The following is a 20,328-nucleotide window of genomic DNA, read 5'->3' on the forward strand; positions in this document are numbered from 1 at the left end:
TCGACCGCCCTCAAGACCCTAATTTTTAGATCGTTCAGCGGCCTCCGTTCCCGCCTTTCATTTCAGACGCTCTGGTATGAATTGTTCGCCGCGATCAGCGCTTACATGAACAGCCGATAGGGATAGACGTTTCGCGGCAGGTCTGGGACATTCGCGATCGTGCGGGCGAGTCTCTGCGAATAGCGGATGCTTACCGGTACTGGATCGTAGAGGGCGTCGTTGTTCCAATCCATCTTCGTCAACGCTAACGCCTCGTGAGCGGTCAGTTCGAGCGGGCCACTGCCAGCATGGCGGATCAGCTGTAGCGGTCGTGGGATACTCTTCTTGCCTTGATAATAATCGCCCGTGGTCGAAACATCGGGTGCATTGCCGGCAACCCATACCAGCGCGGAATTGCCGGACCTAACTACCATCGTTCCTCGCGGCACCGGATACCTCGACGGTTTGGTACGGGGCTTTCGCACGCCGGAGTCGATCAGCCAAACGCCGCGCCAGCAGGATGCTGAACTGACTTCGATGCACTCGATTTCCGGGACGCCTGCCAGCGCATCGAACGCTCCCTCAATCTCACCGTCCTTGAAGGCTGTGGTCTTGTGGATGACCATCCTCTTGGGCAGGTTGCCGCCATTGCGCCCTTGGTAGAGCTCTAAACTGCGCGCAAGAACGGCACGCATGTCATCGCGGCTCAAGAACGGATTCCTGCGCGCCTCGGCAAGGTCGGCGACGGGGTCTTGGGCTTCGAAGGCAACGAACTGCATGCCGCCACCATCCATATCGAACACTTGCGAGCAGCACGTCACATAATGCGCATCTTGTTGGTCGCCGCGCAGCGCATAGGCCAGCCCGATATACGCCGTGTCGGCCGGCACGCCCTTCAGTGGCGCCAATTTCCACGGCGTGCCGGCGGCCTTCACATAGATGGCTGTCGCCAGTCGCCATGCGAGCGACGCCTTGTGTGAGAAGGTGAAAGCGCGATCATTTACGACTTGGGTTGGGATGTTGAATCTGGCACCCAGTGCCTTGAGCGCGTCATGGGCATCGAAGAATCTGCTACGCGTGGCCGGATTCCAGCTGTCAGGAAAGTGCACGAGCACGACGTCGAATTCGTTGCGCACCAGCTCCAGCTGTCTGAATGCTGCCTCCATCGCGAGGAAGAGTCGGGCGTGCGGATCGCCATCGCCGGGCAATTCGTTGACATGCTCGGGCCACTTGATGTGGGCTTCACGTGGTGCCGACACCAGCGCCACATGAAAGAGCTGCTCGAAGCCGGGATAGCGTGGGACATATTCGGACCTGTCAGTAGGCCGGTGCGCGTTGCGCAGCAACAGCATCAACTCGCCGCGCCGCTTGAAGGCGCTCTCCGGGCCCACGGTCGCGATCCTGATGCGCGAGGTAAAGCCGCCGAAGGATCCTTTTGAATAGGGCCCAAAATTCGCAAGTCCCCGAAGAGGATGGATGTCGACTTGCGTTACGTCCGAGGGCGAGAAGGATAACTTCGGTTCATCCAATAGCGTGAATGGCGGAAGCTTTGTAGATTGGGCCGGGCTGCTCATCACGTGGTCCTGTCGAAATAGACATGATGATGGCCTGGGCGGCTCCAGCCAGTGACTGGAGAGACCTTGAATACGGCATCAATCCCAGTGCCTTCCTCCAGTCTGAACGCTTGCTTCCTCCCGTCGCCGTTATTGGTCAGGAGCTGCGCCCAGGCAGCGATGATCTTCGCCCAGTTCGGATTGTAACGCTGCGCCCAACGTTCCCGGCGCCAGTCGCCCGCTGGGTCGCCACCCCGGTAAGGACGGGAAGCCATCGGATCCGTGTTGGCGACTTCCGAATGGTCCAGATCTTCGTCCTGAGTGATTTCCGGACGAGGGATATGTACGAAGGTGTAGGGCTCGAAGCCGCACCACCACCGCCCATCGATCAGGTCAAGTTTCAGGAACAGACCTTCCTGAAAGGGATATCCGAGGTTGGGAACGGTGCCAGTAAGATCGCTACCATAGGCGTTCCGAAGATTGGATAGCACCTGCGCGTTTCGGCGGGTACGTTCCGGATTATCTCCGGCGCCGGGTGAAGCAATGACGACGGAATGTCCGGCGCGCTTATAGCGCGGAATGAGCGGAAGGTGTCTGGTCAGGCCCCTGACCAACGCGTCGTAAATGAGGCCCACCGCCCAGCTGTCGGCGGCCGGATCCAGTTCGATCTCACCATCGAGTGTCGCACCAAGCGGTAAAAGCGCGTCAAGGATTTCCCGATCTCTGCCGAAGACTGCGAGTTCTCGCCCGTGTGCCGCTACCGTCGCCCTGATCCCTTTTTCATTCAGCAGCTCCCGTACGGCGGGAGAGGTCGTGTGCTGCGCGAGTTTTATCCGCCGAGCAGCGCGTGGCATCTCTTCGATTAGAAGTGAGGAATAACGTAGGACGGGAAAGGCTCGAGCTTCTGTAGTCGGCAGCTGCACCGGCACCAAGCGCGGTGTCGGGCGCCCCGCCATTACCCGATCGAAGAGCGGTCGGGGCAGGTCGGTCGTCTTTGTGATATCGGCGCCCAGCTCGTCGAAGGTCGCGCACTCGACGACATTCACATCGACGTCGGCGAGCAGGGCCCGTTTCAGGAATTCGGTTACAGCGGGCAGCAAGCGTGAGGTTGACGATGTGAGCCAGTAAAGCCCATTCGGGAAAGGCGAAGGCGCATCGAGGACGGCGGTCAATGCTTCCATGATTGAGGCGTCGCGGCCGCTATAGCCGACAAAGACCATCCCGAAACGCTTGCCGACTTCCACCAGGACATGCCGCATGCGAACGTCCTGCTTCTCCAGCTCCGATCCCGTATTCTTGATCGAGATCGACTGGTAATCGCCGTGAAGTTTGGCGACCATCGGCCAGTCCGCCTCATTGAGGCAGCGCATGGCCCGATCTGCTGAGTCGATTGCCGCTACAGTCGGGCGATTCTGGTCGACGACAGGTAGGATTTCGTTTGCCGAAAGCGCCGCTTCCTCAATCAGCGGATCGAAGTTCGTCGTGAAAACGCAGTCTACCTTACCGGCCGCCATCAGGCTTCCCAGCACCTTATGCCCGAAACAGGGCGTACCCTTGGAGATCGCGTCGTCTATGTATTGCCGGCGGTGTCGGGGCTGCGGGTATACCGCTTCGAAAGCTTTCGCATATTCTGTAGGATCGCCGTCGGGCGGCAGTAGCGATGTTTGCCGAAAGAAGGCATCGATCCTGTCGATCCAGATTGGATCAGCCGTATCAATCTCCTTTCTCGATAGGTTTGTCTCGCGACAAAAGATCTGTGCCTTGAAATCCCGGATCATGGCATAGCCGGTTGGAATACCGGAGGCAGCTGATGCGCCGGCTCCGAGGAACCAAGCCACCAGATTTGGCCTGAGATCGAAGGCGGTCGCGAATTGAGCGGCGGATATCGTCGGGATTGGGTTGATGATTATATTCCTTCAACCGACCTTGGACCACGATAGTATTCGGTGTGGAGAAGTGCTGTAAAGCCAATCCGGCTATTTCACACAGGAACGTTCTCGTCCCTGAATCTGTGCGGTGATAGTTCGTTCATCAGCTCATGCATGCAATGCTGCACTTGCCAAGAATGGACTTATATCGACCCCAAACTAGCGATTGGCTCTGGCAGGACAATGTGTTTTCTTCGGCCTTTCTAAAGCCTCGGATCAGCAAGCCCGAAAGGAAGATACCTCATCTCTTTTGCCAGAATACGGTCAGATAAGAAACAGCCTCCGGAGCTGATGTCGAAGCTCGTTGAAATCGTCTGACAAGGAAAACCCGCCCGATCGTCTCCGATGGGCGGGTTCTTTCGTTTCAGGGTCGTTTGAGCCGCTTATTGACCTAAATTGGCCATACTATGCGACTCGGGACATTTCAGGCCTTGGCCTCGATGTTTAGCTGCAGCCGCTGGTGCTTCCGCAGGTGTCGCACTTCAGGCAGGTGCCGTTGCGCACCATGGTGAAGTTGCCGCATTCCGAACAGCTTTCGCCTTCGTAGCCCTTCATGCGGGCCTGGGCGATCTGCTGGGCCGCGTCATTGGCCTGCGGGGCAGGGGGCGTGCTGACTTCTACCGCCGCGACCGCTTCGGAACCGCGGGCGAAGGCGGTTGCGATCGCCGAGGTCTGGGCCGCCGGGGTGTTGGTCGTCTTGGCCGACACTGCGTCGCCGAGCGCGCCTGCCGGTTCGCCGCTGGTGACCAGGCGGAACCGTTCGGTCTGACCGCGCACAAGGCCGTGGGAAACGACGGCCGGCTGGGCGGCGTCCTTGTCCTTGCCTTCGTTCGGGCCCGAGCTCATGGCCGTGTTGCCGATGGCTTCCGGTGGCACATGGGCGAGGTCGTGACGGCCGAGATAGGACACGGCCAGTTCGCGGAAGATGTAGTCGAGGATCGACGTCGCGTTCTTGATCGCCGAGTTGCCCTGCACCATGCCGGCCGGTTCGAACCGGGTGAAGGTGAAGGCGTCGACATATTCCTCCAGCGGCACGCCGTATTGCAGGCCGAGCGAGATGGCGATGGCGAAGTTGTTCATCAGCGAGCGGAAGGCGGCCCCTTCCTTGTGCATGTCGATGAAGATCTCGCCGAGACGGCCGTCCTCGTATTCGCCGGTGGTGAGATACACCTTGTGGCCGCCGACGCGCGCCTTCTGGGTGTAGCCCTTGCGGCGGTCCGGCATCTTTTCCCGCTCGCGGATGGCCCGTTCGACGATGCGTTCCACGATCCGCTCGGCAACCACTTCGGCCTTGGCGGCCTGCGGCTTGGCGGCGATGGCTTCCGCCACCTCGTCGTCTTCCATGTCCTCGTCGGCGAGCAGTTGCGCATTGAGCGGCTGGGACAGCTTGGAACCGTCGCGGTAGAGCGCGTTGGCCTTCAGCGCCAGGCGCCAGGACAGCATGTAGGCTTCCTTGCAGTCGTCGACAGAGGCGTCGTTCGGCATGTTGATCGTCTTGGAGATCGCGCCGGAAATGAACGGCTGGGCCGCTGCCATCATGCGGATGTGGCTTTCCACCGACAGGAAGCGCTTGCCGATGCGGCCGCACGGGTTGGCGCAGTCGAACACGGCGTAGTGCTCTTCCTTGAGGTGCGGTGCCCCTTCCAGGGTCATCGCGCCGCAGACGTGGGTGTTGGCCGCCTCGATCTCTTCCCTCGTGAAGCCCATGTGGGTCAGAAGGTCGAAGGCCGGGTCGATCAGCTTTTCTTCCGGAACCATCAGTTCGGCCATCTGTTCGTCGCCCACCGTCCAGCGGTTGAAGACGAACTTGATGTCGAATGCGGAACCGAGCGAGGCCTTGATCTTGGCAAGGCTCTCGTTTGAGAAGCCCTTGGCCTTGAGCGTCGTCGGGTTGATGTACGGCGCCTGGTCGATGGAGGCGTGGCCGACCGCATAGGCCTCGATCTCGGCGATTTCCGCTTCCGAGTAGCCGAGGCCGCGCAGGGCTTCGGGAACGGCGCGGTTGATGATCTTGAAGTAGCCGCCGCCGGCGAGCTTCTTGAACTTCACCAGGGCGAAGTCGGGCTCGATGCCGGTTGTGTCGCAGTCCATGACCAGACCGATGGTGCCGGTCGGGGCGATCACCGTTGCCTGCGCATTGCGGTAGCCGTTCTTCTCGCCGAGCTCAAGCGCCCGGTCCCAGGCCAGCTTGGCCCGTTCGATCAGGGTCTTGTCCGGGCAGTTGGCGTGGTCGAGGGCGACCGGATTGGTGTTCAGCGCCTCGTAGCCTGCATCCTCGCCGTAAGCGGCGCGGCGGTGGTTGCGGATGACCCGCAGCATGTCCTTGGCGTTCTTGTCGTATTCCGGGAAGGCGCCGAGTTCGCCGGCCATTTCCGCAGACGTTGCATAGGACACACCTGTCATGATGGCGGTCAGAGCGCCGCAGATCGCACGGCCTTCGTCGCTGTCGTAGGGAATGCCGGAGGTCATCAGGAGGCCGCCGATATTGGCGTAGCCGAGACCGAGCGTGCGGAACTTGTAGGAGAGTTCCGCGATTTCCTTCGACGGGAACTGCGCCATCAGCACCGACACTTCCAGGACGATGGTCCACAGGCGGACGGCATGCTCATAGTTGTCGACAGCGAAGGACCCGTCCTGGCGGCGGAACTGCAACAGGTTCAGGGATGCCAGGTTACAGGCCGTGTCGTCCAGGAACATGTATTCCGAGCACGGGTTGGAGGCGCGGATCTCGCCCGAGGCCGGGCAGGTGTGCCAGTCGTTGATGGTGGTGTGGTACTGGATACCCGGATCGGCGGACGCCCAGGCGGCATAACCGATCTGTTCCCAAAGCTCCTTGGCCTTGATCGTCTTCACCGTCTTGTTGGTGATGCGGGCGGTCAGGTCCCAGTCGCCGTCTTCCACGACTGCCGACAGGAAGCCGTCGGTGACGCGTACGGAGTTGTTGGAGTTCTGGCCGGAAACGGTCAGGTAGGCTTCCGAATCCCAGTCCGTGTTGTAGGTCGGGAATTCGATCTTGGTGTAGCCCTGGCGAGCGAACTGGATGACGCGCTGGATGTAGTTGTCCGGCACCATCATCTTCTTGGCGGCACGGATTTCCCGCTTCAGCGCCGGGTTCTTCGCCGGGTCGAAGCATTCGCCGTTGTCCGCCTCGCAGTTGACGCAGGCGCGCATGATCGCGTTCAGGTGCTTCTGGCAGACCTTGGAGCCGGTGACGAGGGCGGCCACCTTCTGCTCTTCCTTGACCTTCCAGTTGATGTATTCCTCGATGTCCGGATGGTCGACGTCGACCACGACCATCTTGGCCGCACGGCGCGTAGTGCCGCCGGACTTGATCGCGCCGGCTGCCCGGTCGCCGATCTTCAGGAAGCTCATCAGGCCGGAGGACTTGCCGCCGCCCGACAGCCGCTCGCCTTCGCCGCGGACGCGGGAGAAGTTGGAGCCGGTGCCGGAGCCGTATTTGAACAGGCGGGCCTCGCGGACCCACAGGTCCATGATGCCACCTTCGTTGACCAGGTCGTCGCCGACGGACTGGATGAAGCAGGCATGCGGCTGGGGATGCTCATAGGCCGTGGCGGAACGGGTCAGTTCGCCGGTCTGGAAGTCGACATAGAAGTGACCCTGGCTCGGGCCGTCGATGCCATAGGCCCAGTGCAGGCCGGTGTTGAACCACTGCGGGGAGTTCGGCGCCACCTTCTGGGTCGCCAGCATGTAGCGCAGTTCGTCGTAGAAGGCGTGGGCGTCTTCTTCCGTGTCGAAGTAGCCGCCCTTCCAGCCCCAGTAGGTCCAGGTGCCGGCCAGGCGGTCGAACACCTGACGGCCGTCGATCTCGGACCCGTAGCGCTGGTCTTCGGGGAGCTTCTTCAGCGCCTTTTCGTCCGCCTCCTGACGCCACAGCCAGGACGGGACGGTGTTTTCCTCGACGGGCTTCAGTTTGGCCGGAACGCCGGCCTTGCGGAAATACTTCTGCGCGAGAATGTCGGCCGCAACCTGGGAGAATTGCGACGGCACCTGAATGTTCTCCAGCCGGAACACGATCGACCCGTCCGGATTACGGATCTCGCTCGTTGCCGTCCGGAAATCAATGTCGGCGTAGGGAGACTGTCCCTGTTTCGTATAGCGCCGCTCAATCCGCATTCCATGTCCCCTTCGTCTTCCCGGTCGGGCCGTACTTCAATTTTCCGGCCGCGAATCCCACGCATTTCAATCCGAAACCAATTTGGTCCGGACGGCGATAACGCCGTTCCCTGTTTTTGTCGGATCGCTTTGATCGATCTGTTATCTAGTGTTTTGCGTGCTGATGACTACTAAATATAGTGCTCATCAACAGCTTTGTCACGGGGCCTTGCGAAACTGCTGACGAGGATCAGGCACACCGATAGTGAGCGCCCGAATGGCGTTTGCCAAGGCCCGGGACGCGCTACGCTTGATACTGGATACTGGAGGATCGGAAGCGGGGAAGACCGCTTCCTGATACGCACACTGAAAGTGATAAAAAACTAGAGTGAATCAATCGTTACCGTCAAGCGTGCATCGACAAGCTGTTGTGTCTAAATTTGGTGCAAGCCCCAAATATAGTGTGAGTATGTGGATAGCGGGGAGTGTTGCCGAAACGCGCGGACTTCTGCGATTCCGGGCCTGAGCCGGCTCAAAAACCCGCTTCTGCCGCCCTGCCGCAAATTTCGGCGGAACCATGCGATTTCGATGAAAATTTTATGAAAATGGCGACCTGCGGATTGAACGCGACTTAAAGCGCCTCTGGCATTTTATCGCCTGGGGACAACTAAGAGCGCATTTCATGAAGCATCACGCAGCATACGGCCTTGGGCTGGAGGATCTCGACGTGGTTATCGTCGAGGACAGCAAACCCATGCAGACCCTGATCCGGTCGATTCTCATCAGTTTCAAGGTCGCGCGCGTTCGCGTGTTCGATTCGGCGGACGAGGCGCTTGAGGCCATGCTGAGCGAACCGCCGAACGTGATTCTGGCCGACTGGCGCATGGCGCCGACCTCCGGCTATCAGCTGCTGCGCCTGATCCGCCACCGGCATATGGAGCCGCTGTGCTATGTGCCGCTGATCTTCATCACCGCTCACGGCACACGGGCCCTGGTCGATAAGGGGCTTCGGGCCGGCGCGCATCACCTGCTGGTCAAGCCGCTTTCGCCGTCGACCCTGCACAGTCGTCTCGCATGGCTGGTCACCGACGACCGGACGATGATTCTGGAAAACTCCGGCTTCTACAATATCGACGGGATCCACAAGACCCTCGACGTTCAGGCGGAGAAGCTGAAGACCCTGGAAAATGCGCGGACCTATCACGAGCAGGCGACCAAGCGCCTGGCAGCGGTGAAAAGCGCGGTGGAAAAGGAATTCGCCTCAGCCTCCAAGGGCGTGCCCGAATCGCCGGAGCATATCGCCAAGCGGGTCATCCCGGCCGCCAGGGACAGGAAAGCGCCGCGTATTTCCGCCTTCGGCGCGACGCGCGCCACCGGCACCTGACGGGCAATACCGTTCAGCGGTCTTTCCGGGACCGATCGGCAAGTGTGGGAATTGCGGGCTGGACAGCCGCTCTGCGAGCCGTCATATTCGCGCCAATCCTACCGGCGGCACGGCTTATACCGTCCGCGACACGAATGCTTTTCGCTCAAGGATCTGCACAGGCGATGTGGAAGCTCATACTCGAATTGTTCACCTGGTGGAACGGCCAGACCATGGGAACGCGCTTTTTCACCTGGCGCAAAGGCGAATTCGTCGGCGAAGACGAGTTCGGCAACAAGTACTACCGGGAGCGCGGCGGCAAGAAGCGCTGGGTGATCTATAACGGCCTGGCCGAAGCCTCGACGATTCCCCCGGGCTGGCATGGCTGGATGCATCACCGGGTCGACACGCCGCCCACCGACGAGACCTACTATCCCAAGCACTGGCAGAAGCCGCATCAGCAGAATTGGACCGGAACGCCGGGCGCCTATCGCCCGCACGGGTCGATCCTGACCCCGGAACACCGCCCGGAAGTCTCCGGCGATTACGAAGCCTGGACGCCGGGCCAGTAAGACGGCAACCTTGTTGCCGGAGTTTCTAGGCGCTGCTTCAGTGGAAGCGGCGCCTTTTTATTTGGGCGGAAGCAGGACTGTCTGCGTTCGAAAAAAACGACGCAAATGACGGTTTGAGGAGGGCGGTGTGTCAGGCAGCGGAAGCAATATCTCGATCTTCAGCCTGGTTTCCGATGCCCTGGATCGGGGGCCTTGCGACACACCGGAACAGCGCCTGGCGATTTACCGGGCGCTCGAGGCTCGCCTTCTGGAGACAGCCGGCGATGAGGCGAAGGGGAGGAAAGCGGTCGACGAATTGCGCCGCACCATCGCACGCCTGGATGTTGCGCACGGATATTTCGATGATTTGTCGGCTTTCGGTGCTGCGCCGCCCGAGAACCGAACCGAAGAGCGGATTGTTCATGCCGAAAAATCGAAAGTTCCGGTGATCACGCGCATCGGAAAGCGCCGCTTTCCAATATTCGGGGCTCTGTTCGGCCGAGGCTCCGGCGTTTCCGGCACACCGCCCGGTCCCGCTCCGGGGCCAGACGATGGGCCGTTTTCCGATCATGTCTATCTCAGCATCGATGCCGAGCTGGACGGAGTGAACGTTACCTGCCGGTATGCCTATTGTTATGATCCCGCATGCCAGCTGCAGCTCAGCATCGTGACCGGCAGTGATCAGTCGCTGTTTGAATTCCGCACCCGGGCTTTCAGTTTAAGATATGCGTTTAAACATTTATCGCAGGCACTTGAGAAAAAAGGTTTAAGCGTTCCATCCGCCGGCTTGCAGGCAGGTGCGGTCTGGGAAACGGAAGAACGCGACTGCGAGGAAGTCCGGCTTCCGCCGTCCGGGGAGCGTTTGCATGCTTTCGAATTCGTTCCGGTTCCTGGCTGACGCACGGGCCGGATGAAAAAAAAACCCGCCAGATTGGCGGGCTTTTCATTCCAGGTCCGTTCGAGGCACTCAGTCGATCTGAACGTAGTCGTCCGGCGTCAGGCCGAGGCGGCCGTCAAGGTAGGTCCCGCAGCGATCCATCAGATCGTCCATGTGGCTTTCGAAGAAGTGGTTCGCACCGGGGATTTCCTGATGGTCGATGACGATGCCCTTCTGGGTCTTCAGCTTGTCGACCAGGGTCTGCACATCTTTCTGCGGCACGACCTTGTCGTTCTCGCCATGGATGATGAGACCCGATGACGGGCAGGGAGCCAGGAACGAGAAATCGTGCAGATTCGCCGGCGGCGCAACCGAGATGAAACCTTCCACTTCCGGGCGGCGCATCAGGAGCTGCATGCCGATCCAGGCGCCGAAGGAGAAGCCGGCGATCCAGCAGGCGCGCGCATCCGGATGCACGGTCTGCACCCAGTCGAGGGCTGCGGCCGCATCGGACAGTTCGCCCTGGCCATGGTCGAAGGCTCCTTGCGATCGGCCGACGCCGCGGAAATTGAACCGCAGGACCGCAAAGCCGCGCTGCGCGAACATGTAGTAGAGCTGATACACGATCTGGTTGTTCATCGTGCCGCCGAACTGCGGATGCAGATGAAGCACCAGGGCAATCGGTGCATTGCGTTTTTTCGCGGGGTGGAACCGGCCTTCCAGCCGGCCCGCGGGACCGTTGAAGATCACCTCGGGCATGAAGCGCTATGTCCTTTTTTGGTGCAGCACCCCCGGATTCCGGGGCGCTACCTGCGGTTCTGTGTACGTGAAATCCCTAAGTCTAAACTTGACTCTCAGGTTCCGAGTTTCTAGAACCTTCTTTAGAATTATTCGAAAGTCGCCCACGTCTCATATCGTGGAAAATGGGACGCGACGTCGTCAGGTGGGCACGTTTACGCCATCGGAGCGGAAAATTTCAAGTTTTCCGTAACGAAGGGTAAATGAAAAGATTTTCGATCCGGCTGAAAACAGGTGAAACACAGGCGCGCAGACGGGCAATGCCTCAGGCGAAAGACCATGTCTATCTCGACCATAACGCAGGTGCGCCGCTGCGCCCCGGCGCCCGGGAGCGCATGGTCGAAGTCTTGAGCGATGTCGGTAACGCGTCGTCCGTCCATGCCGACGGCCGCCGCGCCCGGGCAAGGATCGAGGCCGCCCGCGAACAGGTGGCCGGCCTCTGCAAGGCCCGCACCCGCGCCGTCACCTTCGTCTCCGGCGGTACCGAGGCCAACATGACGGCCCTGACTCCGAACTGGCAGGATCAGGGCGCTCCTTATTATCTGGACCGTCTGCTGCGCGGCGCCACGGAACATCCCTCCGTCGCGGCCGGGGGACGGTTTCCGGCCTCCATGCAGGAGGTCATTCCCGTCGACGCCAATGGCTTGATTCGACTGGATATCCTGAAAGACATGCTGGCAGGCGGAGGTCCGGCGCTGGTCTCGGTCATGGCGGCCAACAACGAAACCGGCGTCATCAGTCCGTTGGCCGAAATCGGTGCAATGGTTGCAGAGGCCGGCGGCTTCTTCCACGTCGACGCGGTTCAGGCGGCCGGGCGCATGGAAATAGACATGGACGCCTGGCAGGCGGATGCCATCAGCCTGTCCGCCCACAAGTTCGGCGGGCCGCAGGGGGCAGGCTCTCTCGTTGTGCGCTCCACGGCCCGTGTACCCGCGCCGCTGATGCTCGGCGGCGGTCAAGAAAACTGGCGCCGCGCCGGCACGGAAAACGTTGCCGCCATTTCAGGTATCGGTGTGGCCGCGGAAGCAGCAGAAAAAGAAGCGCAGGATTGGGCGCGTCTGGCCGCCTTGCGCGACAGACTGGAGGCCGGGGTGCGTGAAATCTGTCCGGCCGTCACCATATTCGGGGAAGAGGCACCGCGTCTTGCGAATACGAGTTGCTTTGCCGCTCCCGGAATTTCGGCGGAAACGGCGTTGATCGCCTTCGATCTGGAACGTCTGTCCCTGTCATCCGGTTCCGCGTGCTCATCGGGCAAGGTTTCCGTTTCCCATGTGCTGACCGCCATGGGTGCCGAAGAGGCAACCGCCCGCTGTGCGCTGCGCGTCAGCCTCGGCTGGAACTCGACGGACGCCGATATCGACCGTTTTCTGGAGGTTTGGCCGCAGGTCGTCGACCGGCTGAACCCGGAGGCCCGGAACCGGGCCGCATGACTTACCCGGCGGGCAACCGCCGACCCCGTTTTCGCTTGACGATCGTTAAGTCGGCGTCGGGCGATGCAAACTAAGAAGAACCGCGGGACAGGTGAGTCCCGCGCAATGGAGTGAAGACATGCCCGCTGTGCAGGAGACAATCGATCAGGTCAAGGCGATCGATGTTGACCAGTATAAATACGGCTTCGTGACCGACATCGAATCGGAAAGGGGCGCCAAGGGCCTTACCGAGGAAACCGTCCGTTTCATCTCCGCGAAAAAGAACGAGCCGGAGTGGATGACCGAGTGGCGCCTGGAGGCGCTGCGCCGGTTCAAGACCATGGACGAGCCGACCTGGGCCCGGGTGCACTATCCGAAGATCGATTTCGACGAGCTCTACTACTACGCGGCGCCGAAATCGGTGGAAGGGCCGAAGAGCATCGACGAGGTCGATCCGGAACTTCTGGCAACCTATGAAAAACTCGGCATTCCGCTGCGCGAGCAGGAAATTCTCGCGGGCATCAAGCCGGAGAACCGGGTCGCGGTCGATGCCGTGTTCGACAGCGTTTCCGTGGTCACCACCTTCAAGGAAGAGCTGAAGAAGGCCGGCGTCATCTTCTGCTCGATCTCCGAGGCGCTGCGCGAATATCCCGACCTGGTGAAGAAGTACCTCGGCTCGGTCGTTCCGGTGACGGACAATTTCTACGCCACGCTGAACTCCGCGGTCTTTTCCGACGGATCTTTCGTCTACGTGCCTGAAGGCGTCCGCTGCCCGATGGAGCTGTCGACCTATTTCCGCATCAACGAGCAGAATACAGGCCAGTTCGAACGTACGCTGATCATCGCCGACAAGGGCGCCTACGTCTCTTACCTGGAAGGCTGCACGGCCCCCCAGCGCGACGAGAACCAGCTGCACGCGGCCGTGGTCGAGCTCGTCGCCCTGGATGACGCCGAGATCAAGTATTCCACGGTGCAGAACTGGTTCCCGGGCGACGCGCAGGGCAAGGGCGGCATCTACAATTTCGTCACCAAGCGCGGCGACTGCCGGGGTAAGAATTCCAAGATCTCCTGGACCCAGGTCGAGACCGGGTCCGCGATCACCTGGAAATACCCGTCCTGCATCCTGCGCGGCGACAATTCCCGCGGGGAGTTCTACTCGATCGCCGTTTCCAACGGCTATCAGCAGGTCGACAGCGGCACCAAGATGATCCATCTGGGCAAGAACACCTCCAGCCGGATCATCTCCAAGGGCATCTCCGCCGGTCGGTCGCAGAACACCTACCGCGGTCTGGTCTCGGCCCACCGCAAGGCCTCGAACGCGCGCAACTTCACACAGTGCGACTCGCTCCTGATCGGTCAGGACTGCGGCGCCCATACCGTGCCCTACATCGAGAGCAAGAATTCGACGGCGACCTTCGAGCACGAGGCGACCACGTCGAAGATCTCCGACGATCAGATGTTCTATTGCCAGCAGCGCGGCATGTCCGACGAAGAGGCCGTGGCGCTGATCGTCAACGGCTTCGTCAAGGACGTCATCCAGCAGCTGCCGATGGAATTCGCGGTCGAGGCCCAGAAGCTGATTTCGATCAGTCTGGAAGGCTCCGTGGGCTAGGAACTCCACCGGAAAAACGAACTAATTAAACAGTCCAGGCCGCGAAGATCGGCCTCTTGAATGAACAAGGACTATCTCAATGCTTGAGATCAAAAACCTGCACGCCCGCATCGCCGAAGACGGCAAGGAAATCCTGCGCGGCGTCAACCTGACTGTGAACGCCGGCGAAGTGCACGCCATCATGGGCCCGAACGGCTCGGGCAAGTCGACCCTGTCCTATATCCTGGCCGGCAAGGACGACTACGAGATCACCGAAGGCGAGATCCTGTTCAACGGCGAGAACCTTCTGGAACTTGGCCCGGACGAGCGGGCGGCCGCCGGTGTCTTCCTGGCGTTCCAGTATCCGATCGAGATTCCCGGCGTCGCCACCATGGAATTCCTCAAGACGGCGATGAACGCCCAGCGGCGCGCCCGCGGCGAGACCGAAATGACGATCCCGGCCTTCATGAAGGCGGTCAAGGAAAAGGCGGCAGACCTCAAGGTCTCCATGGACATGCTGAAGCGTCCGCTCAACGTCGGTTTCTCCGGCGGCGAGAAGAAGCGCGCCGAAATCCTGCAGATGTCCCTGCTGGAACCGAAGCTCTGTGTGCTCGACGAGACGGATTCCGGCCTCGATATCGATGCGCTCAGGATCGTGTCGGAAGGCGTCAACAAGCTGCGGTCGCCGGAGCGCTCGATGATCGTCATCACCCACTACCAGCGCCTGCTCGACCATATCGTGCCGGACGTTGTGCACGTCATGTCGCGGGGCCGGATCGTCAAGACCGGCGGCGCGGATCTGGCGCTTGAGCTGGAAAAGAGCGGCTACGCCGATTACGTCGAAGACGCAGCAGCCTGAGCGGCGGGGAGACAAGGATGAACGCCAATACCCCGATCACGCATACCCAGGCCGAAACCGGCCTGATTGCGCGCTACGACAGCGCCCGCGCCGGGTTTGCCGGTACGGATGCGGTCATCGCGCTGCGCGATGCGGCCGCCGAGCAGTTGCGGCGGAAGGGCCTGCCGCACCGGCGGGTCGAGGAATACAAGTACACTGACCTGCGCGCCTTCATGAAGTCGAGCGCGCGGCTTTCGGCAGCCGCATCGGCAGACGAGGCCAGGGCCGTACTGGAGGCCTCCGACGGCTTCGGCGATCTCGGCCGCTACCGGATCGTGATCGCCAATGGCCGGTTCGTCGAGGCCCTGAGCGATGTTGCCGCTCTGGCAGGCGAGGGCGTCACGGTGACCGATTTCACCGAGGCACTTGGCGGTGACAACGGCGCGGCTCTGCTCGCGATCCCGGCCAGTGCCGAAGGCGACGGGACGCTCGCGCTCAATACCGCCTTCGTGCAAGGCGGCGTGATGCTATCGGTCAGGGAAGGCGCGGAGGTCTCGAAACCGGTCGAACTGCTGCATGTGGTCGCGGGCGAGGGCGCACAGGTCACCCGCTGCCGGATCGCGGTTGCTCCCGGCGCAAAGCTCAAGCTGCTTGAAACCTTCGCCGGCAATACCAGTTCGGGCGAAACCAACGCCGTCTTCGACTACGATATTGCCGATAGCGCGGAACTCACCGTTACCCGTCTGATCGACGGCGATGGCGAAGGCGCAAGGCTGTTCACGACCCTGGCCCGCCTTGGATCGGAAGCGCGGTTTCACACGCTCGGCTTCATCGCCGGACCGTCCTTCGTGCGCAACCAGCAGTTCGTCGCCTTTGCCGGCGAGAATTCCGAAGCCCGGCTGTTCGGCGTGACCATGGCCCGTGACAAGGCGCTCGCGGATCAGACGCTGATCGTCGATCACGCGGTGCCCAACTGCTCGAGCCGCGAGTTCTTCAAGACTGTTCTCGACGATGAGGCCAGGGGGGTCTATCAGGGGCGCATCAACGTGGCGCCTCATGCCCAGAAGACCGACGGCGAAATGATGACCCAGGCCCTCCTGCTGTCGGAAGGCCCGGAGATGGCCAACAAGCCGGAACTGGAAATCTTCGCCGACGACGTTCTGTGCGCCCATGGCGCCACGAGCGGCCAGATCGACGAGGACCTGCTGTTTTACCTGCGCGCGCGCGGCATTCCGGAAGACGAGGCCAAAACGCTCCTCGTCCTTGCGTTCCTGTCCGAAGCCATTGAAGAATTCGGCGAGGACGATGTGACCGGGATGCTGGAAGAGCGGGTCCGTGCCTGGCTGGCGGCCAGAAGCTGATGATCCTCGCCGGTGAGAGAACGCACCGGCGGGTCGAAAGATACAAAGGGAGCAAGGCGGCATGACGGTCGCATCTGCAATCGCTGAAACGGACGCCGGCTACGACGTCGAGGCCATCCGTAAGGACTTTCCGATCCTCTCCCGAGAGGTCTACGGCAAGCCTCTGGTCTATCTCGACAATGGCGCATCGGCGCAAAAGCCGCAGGCGGTAATCGACGCGGTCTCCTATGCCTATTCCAACGAATACGCCAACGTGCATCGCGGCCTGCATTTCCTGTCCAACACCGCGACCGACAATTACGAGGCCGCGCGCGAAAAGGTGCGTCGCTTCCTGAACGCACCGTCGGTGGACGAGATCGTGTTCACCCGCTCCACGACCGAGGCGATCAACCTGGTGTCCTACGGCCTCGGTCCGGAGACCTTCGGTCCGGGCGATGAAATCGTGATCTCCATCATGGAGCATCACTCCAACATCGTGCCCTGGCATTTTCACCGCGAACGCAACGGCGCGGTGCTGAAGTGGGTCTATGTGCGAGAGGACGGGTCCTTCGATCTCGATGCCTTCGCCGACACGCTGACCGATCGCACCAAGCTGGTCGCCATCACCCACATGTCCAACGTGCTGGGCACGGTCGTGCCGGTCAAGGACGTCTGCCGGATCGCCCATGAACGCGGCATTCCGGTGTTGGTCGACGGCAGCCAGGCCGCCGTTCACCTGCCGGTGGACGTGCAGGATATCGACTGCGACTACTACGTCTTTACCGGCCACAAGGTCTATGGACCGACCGGCATCGGGGCTCTCTGGGCCAAGTCGGACAAACTGAAAGCCATGCGTCCGTTCTGCGGCGGTGGCGAGATGATCCTGGACGTGACCGAAGACGTCGTCACCTACGCCGATCCGCCGCACCGGTTCGAGGCCGGCACGCCGCCGATCGTGCAGGCGATCGGCCTGGGCGCAGCTCTCGATTACATGGACAGCATCGGACGCGACCGGATTGCCCGCCACGAGGCCGATCTGTGCGCCTACGCCCATGAACGGCTGTCGACGATCAATTCCCTGCGGATCTTCGGCACGGCGCCGGGCAAGGGCGCGATCGTCTCCTTCGAGATCGAAGGGGCCCATGCCCATGACGTTGCCACGATTATTGACCGGGCCGGCGTGGCGGTCCGGGCGGGAACCCATTGCGCACAGCCGCTCTTGGCAAAATACGGCGTGACCTCTACATGTCGGGCAAGTTTCGGGCTCTACAACACCCGCGCGGAAGTGGATGCGCTTTACGAGGCCTTGATCAAGGCGCAGTCATTTTTCGCCTGAGGACGGACAAGATGGAAAACGGCACCACCATAGATCACAACGAGGCAGGCGAAGAACTGCGCGCGGACGTCGCCGCGGGCTCCGCCATCCCCATGGAGGAACTGGACCGGCTCACGAATGACATCGTGACGGCCCTGAAGACCGTCTACGATCCGGAAATTCCATGCGATATCTATGAACTCGGGCTGATCTACAAGGTCGACATCGAGGACGACCGGTCGATCAACATCGACATGACGCTGACCGCGCCGGGCTGCCCGGTTGCCGGCGAGATGCCGGGCTGGGTGGAAAATGCTGTCGCCTCCGTACCCGGTGTCGGGCCGGTCAATGTCGACATGGTGTTCGATCCGCCCTGGTCGCCGGAGCGCATGTCGGACGAAGCCAAGGTTGCGCTGAACTGGTACTGATTGCGCAGGCCCCTTTTTGACGATGGCCGGCACACCTATATGTTGGATATGACCCGAATCCTTTGCAAAACCCGAGGATGAGATGGCAGCAGCAAGCAAATTCCAGGTAATGACCATGACCGACGCCGCGGCGGAACGCGTGCGCGAACTGGTCGATAATGCCGATGGCGATGCGCTGGGTCTGAGGGTCGGCATCAAGAAGGGCGGCTGCGCCGGCATGGAATACACCATGGACCTGGTCAAGGAAGCCGGCCCCGGTGACGATGTCGTCGAGGACAAGGGCGCAAAGCTGTTCGTCGACCCGTCCGCCGTTCTGTTCCTGCTCGGCACGGAAATGGACTTTGAAGTGACCAAGTTCCGCTCCGGTTTCGTCTTCAAGAACCCGAATGAGGTGTCCGCCTGCGGCTGCGGCGAATCCGTGTCGCTGCAGGAGGCCAATCCCGCCGTCATGGCCGGCCAGGACCGGTAATTTGGACCTGTTCAAGCGGCTGAAGGCCGATGCGAAGCCGGAATGGTCCGCTTACGTTTCCCATGAATTCGTCGAAGAGCTTGGCGCCGGTTCGTTGCCGGAGGCCTGTTTCCGCCATTACCTGGTACAGGACTACCTGTTCCTGATCCAGTTCGCGCGCGCCTATGCGCTTGGCGTCTATAAAAGCCCGACCGTCGACGACATGCGTGCCTCGCTCGAAGGCGTCAAGGCCATCCTGGATACGGAACTCGACCTGCATATCGAATTGTGCGCCGGCTGGGGCATGACCAGGACCATGATCGAGGCGTCGGAGGAAGACAGGCCGACCATGGCCTATACCCGCTTCGTTCTGGAAACCGGAATGGCCGGGGATCTTCTGGACCTGCAGGTTGCCCTGGCACCCTGTATCATCGGTTATGCCGAGATCGGCGCCGATCTGGAACGGCGGTACGCAGACGGCCTTGCCGGCAATCCCTATCGGCGCTGGATCGCGGAATATGCGGGCGACATGTACCAGGCGCTGGCGCAGGATTTCGGAGGCTGGATGGACCGGACTGCGGAGATTTATCTCACGGAAGCCCGGTATCCCCGTCTTGCCGCGATTTTTCGCAAGGCCAGCATACTGGAGGCCGATTTCTGGCAGATGGGATTGAACGCAGCCGTTCCCGGACAACATTAGCCCGGATAATCATGGCTCTGCCGTTCAGGCGACGTCCGAGGCTTGATTTGAGGGCAGGTCGGATTCCGTTTTCACAGCATTCCGGCCGGCAGCCTTGGCTGCATACAATGCTTCGTCGGCGCGTCCGATGATCGAATGGGTGGTGTCATCCGGCCGGAAGATCGATATGCCGATGGAGATCGTGATCCGGCCGAGGTTCTCACCCGTGGACCGTTTGACCAGTTCCTTCGACATGACCGAATTGCGGATCAGTTCCGCGACCTCGACGGCTTCCTGCAGTCCGGTCTGCGGCAGCAGGATTGCGAATTCCTCGCCGCCATAACGGCAGGGAACGTCGCCGTTCTTGACGTTCTGCTTGACCGCCAGGGCCACAAGCCGCAGCACCTGGTCGCCGGTCTGATGGCCCCAGGTGTCGTTGAACTTCTTGAAGTGATCGATATCCGTCAGAAGCAGGGCGAATCCGCGTTTGCTTTCAGCCGCGTTGGCTATCAGCCGGCCGATCGATGTGTCGAAATGCTTCCGGTTGTTGAGCGTCGTCAGTTCGTCGGTCAGGGATTCGTAGCGGATCGTCTCAAGGCTCGATTGCAGGTTCTCGATCTGCCGTTTCGATTCAAGCAGTTGGGATTCGAGCTTGCGGTTAGAAGCGACCGCGGAGTGGGTCGATTTCATCAGATGGGTGACGAAGACTTCCAGATTTTCCGGGTCTTTCAGTTTCTTCAGCTTCTCGCCGGCGCGCTCGAGCAGCGTGCCGTAGTCCGAGGTGGCATCGGCCCCCATCTTCAGGGCATCGACCAGATCTTCCACTTCCCGCGATACCTTGTCGCCGACTTCATCCAGCTGATCGCCAAGCTTGTTCGGGGACAGGAAGCGACCGTAAATCGATTGCATTTCTTCCGTGCTGACACGACCTTTTTGTTTCAGCACGTCATTGATGGCGCGGTTCAGTCCGTGATTGTAGCCTGCACAATAGGTGTACCAGAATTCATAGGACCGAGGATACGCCGGAAGCACGTTCCTCTTGATATAGGCCAGGGCGGACTCTGCATAAACAATCGTCCGCTTATGGTCGTCTTCATCTGACATAAAAAATCCCACAC

The 20,328-nt window shown here is 60.9% G+C and carries 16 protein-coding genes; 11 read left to right on the plus strand and 5 right to left on the minus strand.

Translation table 11 applies throughout. The features are described 5' to 3' along the window. Positions 1-101 precede the first annotated feature (101 nt). The 3 genes from HK439_RS08320 to HK439_RS08330 all read right to left on the minus strand — a co-directional run bounded on the left by HK439_RS08320 (position 102) and on the right by HK439_RS08330 (position 7,594). Entirely contained in the window at positions 102-1,553 is a 1,452-nt protein-coding gene (locus HK439_RS08320; protein ID WP_190290940.1) for an argonaute/piwi family protein, read from the minus strand. Beyond that, on the minus strand, positions 1,553-3,370 hold the full coding sequence (locus HK439_RS08325) for an SIR2 family protein (RefSeq protein ID WP_328804123.1): 1,818 nt from the start codon (positions 3,368-3,370) through the stop codon (positions 1,553-1,555). Before HK439_RS08325 ends, HK439_RS08320 begins: the two co-directional genes overlap by 1 nt. A 534-nt stretch (positions 3,371-3,904) precedes the next feature. Next, positions 3,905-7,594 (minus strand): vitamin B12-dependent ribonucleotide reductase, encoded by a 3,690-nt coding sequence (locus HK439_RS08330; protein WP_190290941.1) that lies wholly within the window; start codon positions 7,592-7,594, stop codon positions 3,905-3,907. Between the two features lie 661 nt (positions 7,595-8,255). Here HK439_RS08330 and HK439_RS08335 point away from each other — a divergent pair. From HK439_RS08335 to HK439_RS08345, 3 genes are all read left to right on the plus strand, one after another. Next, entirely contained in the window at positions 8,256-8,957 is a 702-nt protein-coding gene (locus tag HK439_RS08335; RefSeq protein WP_190290942.1) for a response regulator, read from the plus strand. A gap of 164 nt (positions 8,958-9,121) precedes the next feature. Further along, a complete protein-coding gene (locus HK439_RS08340) occupies positions 9,122-9,508 on the plus strand; it encodes an NADH:ubiquinone oxidoreductase subunit NDUFA12 (protein WP_190290943.1) in 387 nt (128 codons plus the stop codon). Positions 9,509-9,635: 127 nt separating this feature from the next. Beyond that, complete coding sequence (locus tag HK439_RS08345) at positions 9,636-10,385, plus strand: hypothetical protein (protein WP_190290944.1); 750 nt, start codon at positions 9,636-9,638, stop codon at positions 10,383-10,385. 69 nt (positions 10,386-10,454) lie between these two features. Here HK439_RS08345 and HK439_RS08350 read toward each other — a convergent pair whose 3' ends face one another. Beyond that, a complete protein-coding gene (locus HK439_RS08350; RefSeq protein ID WP_190290945.1) occupies positions 10,455-11,123 on the minus strand; it encodes an alpha/beta hydrolase in 669 nt (222 codons plus the stop codon). A gap of 299 nt (positions 11,124-11,422) precedes the next feature. On the opposite strand from HK439_RS08350, the gene HK439_RS08355 reads away from it, so the two are divergent. The 8 genes from HK439_RS08355 to HK439_RS08390 all read left to right on the plus strand — a co-directional run bounded on the left by HK439_RS08355 (position 11,423) and on the right by HK439_RS08390 (position 19,231). Next, on the plus strand, positions 11,423-12,592 hold the full coding sequence (locus tag HK439_RS08355; RefSeq protein WP_190291079.1) for a cysteine desulfurase family protein: 1,170 nt from the start codon (positions 11,423-11,425) through the stop codon (positions 12,590-12,592). A gap of 118 nt (positions 12,593-12,710) precedes the next feature. Beyond that, entirely contained in the window at positions 12,711-14,183 is a 1,473-nt protein-coding gene (gene sufB / locus HK439_RS08360) for a Fe-S cluster assembly protein SufB (protein ID WP_190290946.1), read from the plus strand. 79 nt (positions 14,184-14,262) lie between these two features. Further along, positions 14,263-15,021 carry a Fe-S cluster assembly ATPase SufC gene (gene sufC, locus HK439_RS08365; RefSeq protein WP_190290947.1) on the plus strand — a complete coding sequence of 253 codons (759 nt, stop codon included), beginning with the start codon at positions 14,263-14,265 and terminating at the stop codon, positions 15,019-15,021. A gap of 17 nt (positions 15,022-15,038) precedes the next feature. Next, complete coding sequence (locus HK439_RS08370) at positions 15,039-16,361, plus strand: SufB/SufD family protein (RefSeq protein WP_190290948.1); 1,323 nt, start codon at positions 15,039-15,041, stop codon at positions 16,359-16,361. A 61-nt stretch (positions 16,362-16,422) separates the two neighbouring features. Continuing rightward, on the plus strand, positions 16,423-17,676 hold the full coding sequence (locus HK439_RS08375) for a cysteine desulfurase (RefSeq protein ID WP_190290949.1): 1,254 nt from the start codon (positions 16,423-16,425) through the stop codon (positions 17,674-17,676). An 11-nt stretch (positions 17,677-17,687) separates the two neighbouring features. Continuing rightward, entirely contained in the window at positions 17,688-18,083 is a 396-nt protein-coding gene (locus HK439_RS08380) for an SUF system Fe-S cluster assembly protein (RefSeq protein WP_190290950.1), read from the plus strand. Positions 18,084-18,165: 82 nt separating this feature from the next. After that, entirely contained in the window at positions 18,166-18,552 is a 387-nt protein-coding gene (sufA, locus tag HK439_RS08385) for a Fe-S cluster assembly scaffold SufA (protein WP_190290951.1), read from the plus strand. A gap of 1 nt (position 18,553) precedes the next feature. Next, on the plus strand, positions 18,554-19,231 hold the full coding sequence (locus HK439_RS08390) for a TenA family protein (protein ID WP_190290952.1): 678 nt from the start codon (positions 18,554-18,556) through the stop codon (positions 19,229-19,231). A 24-nt stretch (positions 19,232-19,255) separates the two neighbouring features. On the opposite strand, the gene HK439_RS08395 is transcribed toward HK439_RS08390, so the two are convergent. Next, the gene (locus tag HK439_RS08395; protein ID WP_190290953.1) at positions 19,256-20,314 is read right to left on the minus strand and encodes a GGDEF domain-containing protein; all 1,059 of its coding nucleotides are present in this window, start codon (positions 20,312-20,314) and stop codon (positions 19,256-19,258) included. Between the last annotated feature and the right edge of the window lie 14 nt (positions 20,315-20,328).

The organism is Roseibium aggregatum (assembly GCF_014692675.1).
Taxonomy (GTDB): domain Bacteria; phylum Pseudomonadota; class Alphaproteobacteria; order Rhizobiales; family Stappiaceae; genus Roseibium; species Roseibium aggregatum_C.

Excerpts from the sequence above, each read along its gene's own strand:
- HK439_RS08320 (WP_190290940.1), bottom strand. The coding sequence starts at position 1,553 with ATGAGCAGCCCGGCCCAATCTACAAAGCTTCCGCCATTCACGCTATTG.
- HK439_RS08330 (WP_190290941.1), bottom strand. The coding sequence starts at position 7,594 with ATGCGGATTGAGCGGCGCTATACGAAACAGGGACAGTCTCCCTACGCC.
- HK439_RS08335 (WP_190290942.1), top strand. The coding sequence starts at position 8,256 with ATGAAGCATCACGCAGCATACGGCCTTGGGCTGGAGGATCTCGACGTG.
- HK439_RS08340 (WP_190290943.1), top strand. The coding sequence starts at position 9,122 with ATGTGGAAGCTCATACTCGAATTGTTCACCTGGTGGAACGGCCAGACC.
- HK439_RS08350 (WP_190290945.1), bottom strand. The coding sequence starts at position 11,123 with ATGCCCGAGGTGATCTTCAACGGTCCCGCGGGCCGGCTGGAAGGCCGG.
- HK439_RS08355 (WP_190291079.1), top strand. The coding sequence starts at position 11,423 with ATGCCTCAGGCGAAAGACCATGTCTATCTCGACCATAACGCAGGTGCG.
- sufB (WP_190290946.1), top strand. The coding sequence starts at position 12,711 with ATGCCCGCTGTGCAGGAGACAATCGATCAGGTCAAGGCGATCGATGTT.
- sufC (WP_190290947.1), top strand. The coding sequence starts at position 14,263 with ATGCTTGAGATCAAAAACCTGCACGCCCGCATCGCCGAAGACGGCAAG.
- HK439_RS08370 (WP_190290948.1), top strand. The coding sequence starts at position 15,039 with ATGAACGCCAATACCCCGATCACGCATACCCAGGCCGAAACCGGCCTG.
- HK439_RS08375 (WP_190290949.1), top strand. The coding sequence starts at position 16,423 with ATGACGGTCGCATCTGCAATCGCTGAAACGGACGCCGGCTACGACGTC.
- HK439_RS08380 (WP_190290950.1), top strand. The coding sequence starts at position 17,688 with ATGGAAAACGGCACCACCATAGATCACAACGAGGCAGGCGAAGAACTG.
- sufA (WP_190290951.1), top strand. The coding sequence starts at position 18,166 with ATGGCAGCAGCAAGCAAATTCCAGGTAATGACCATGACCGACGCCGCG.
- HK439_RS08395 (WP_190290953.1), bottom strand. The coding sequence starts at position 20,314 with ATGTCAGATGAAGACGACCATAAGCGGACGATTGTTTATGCAGAGTCC.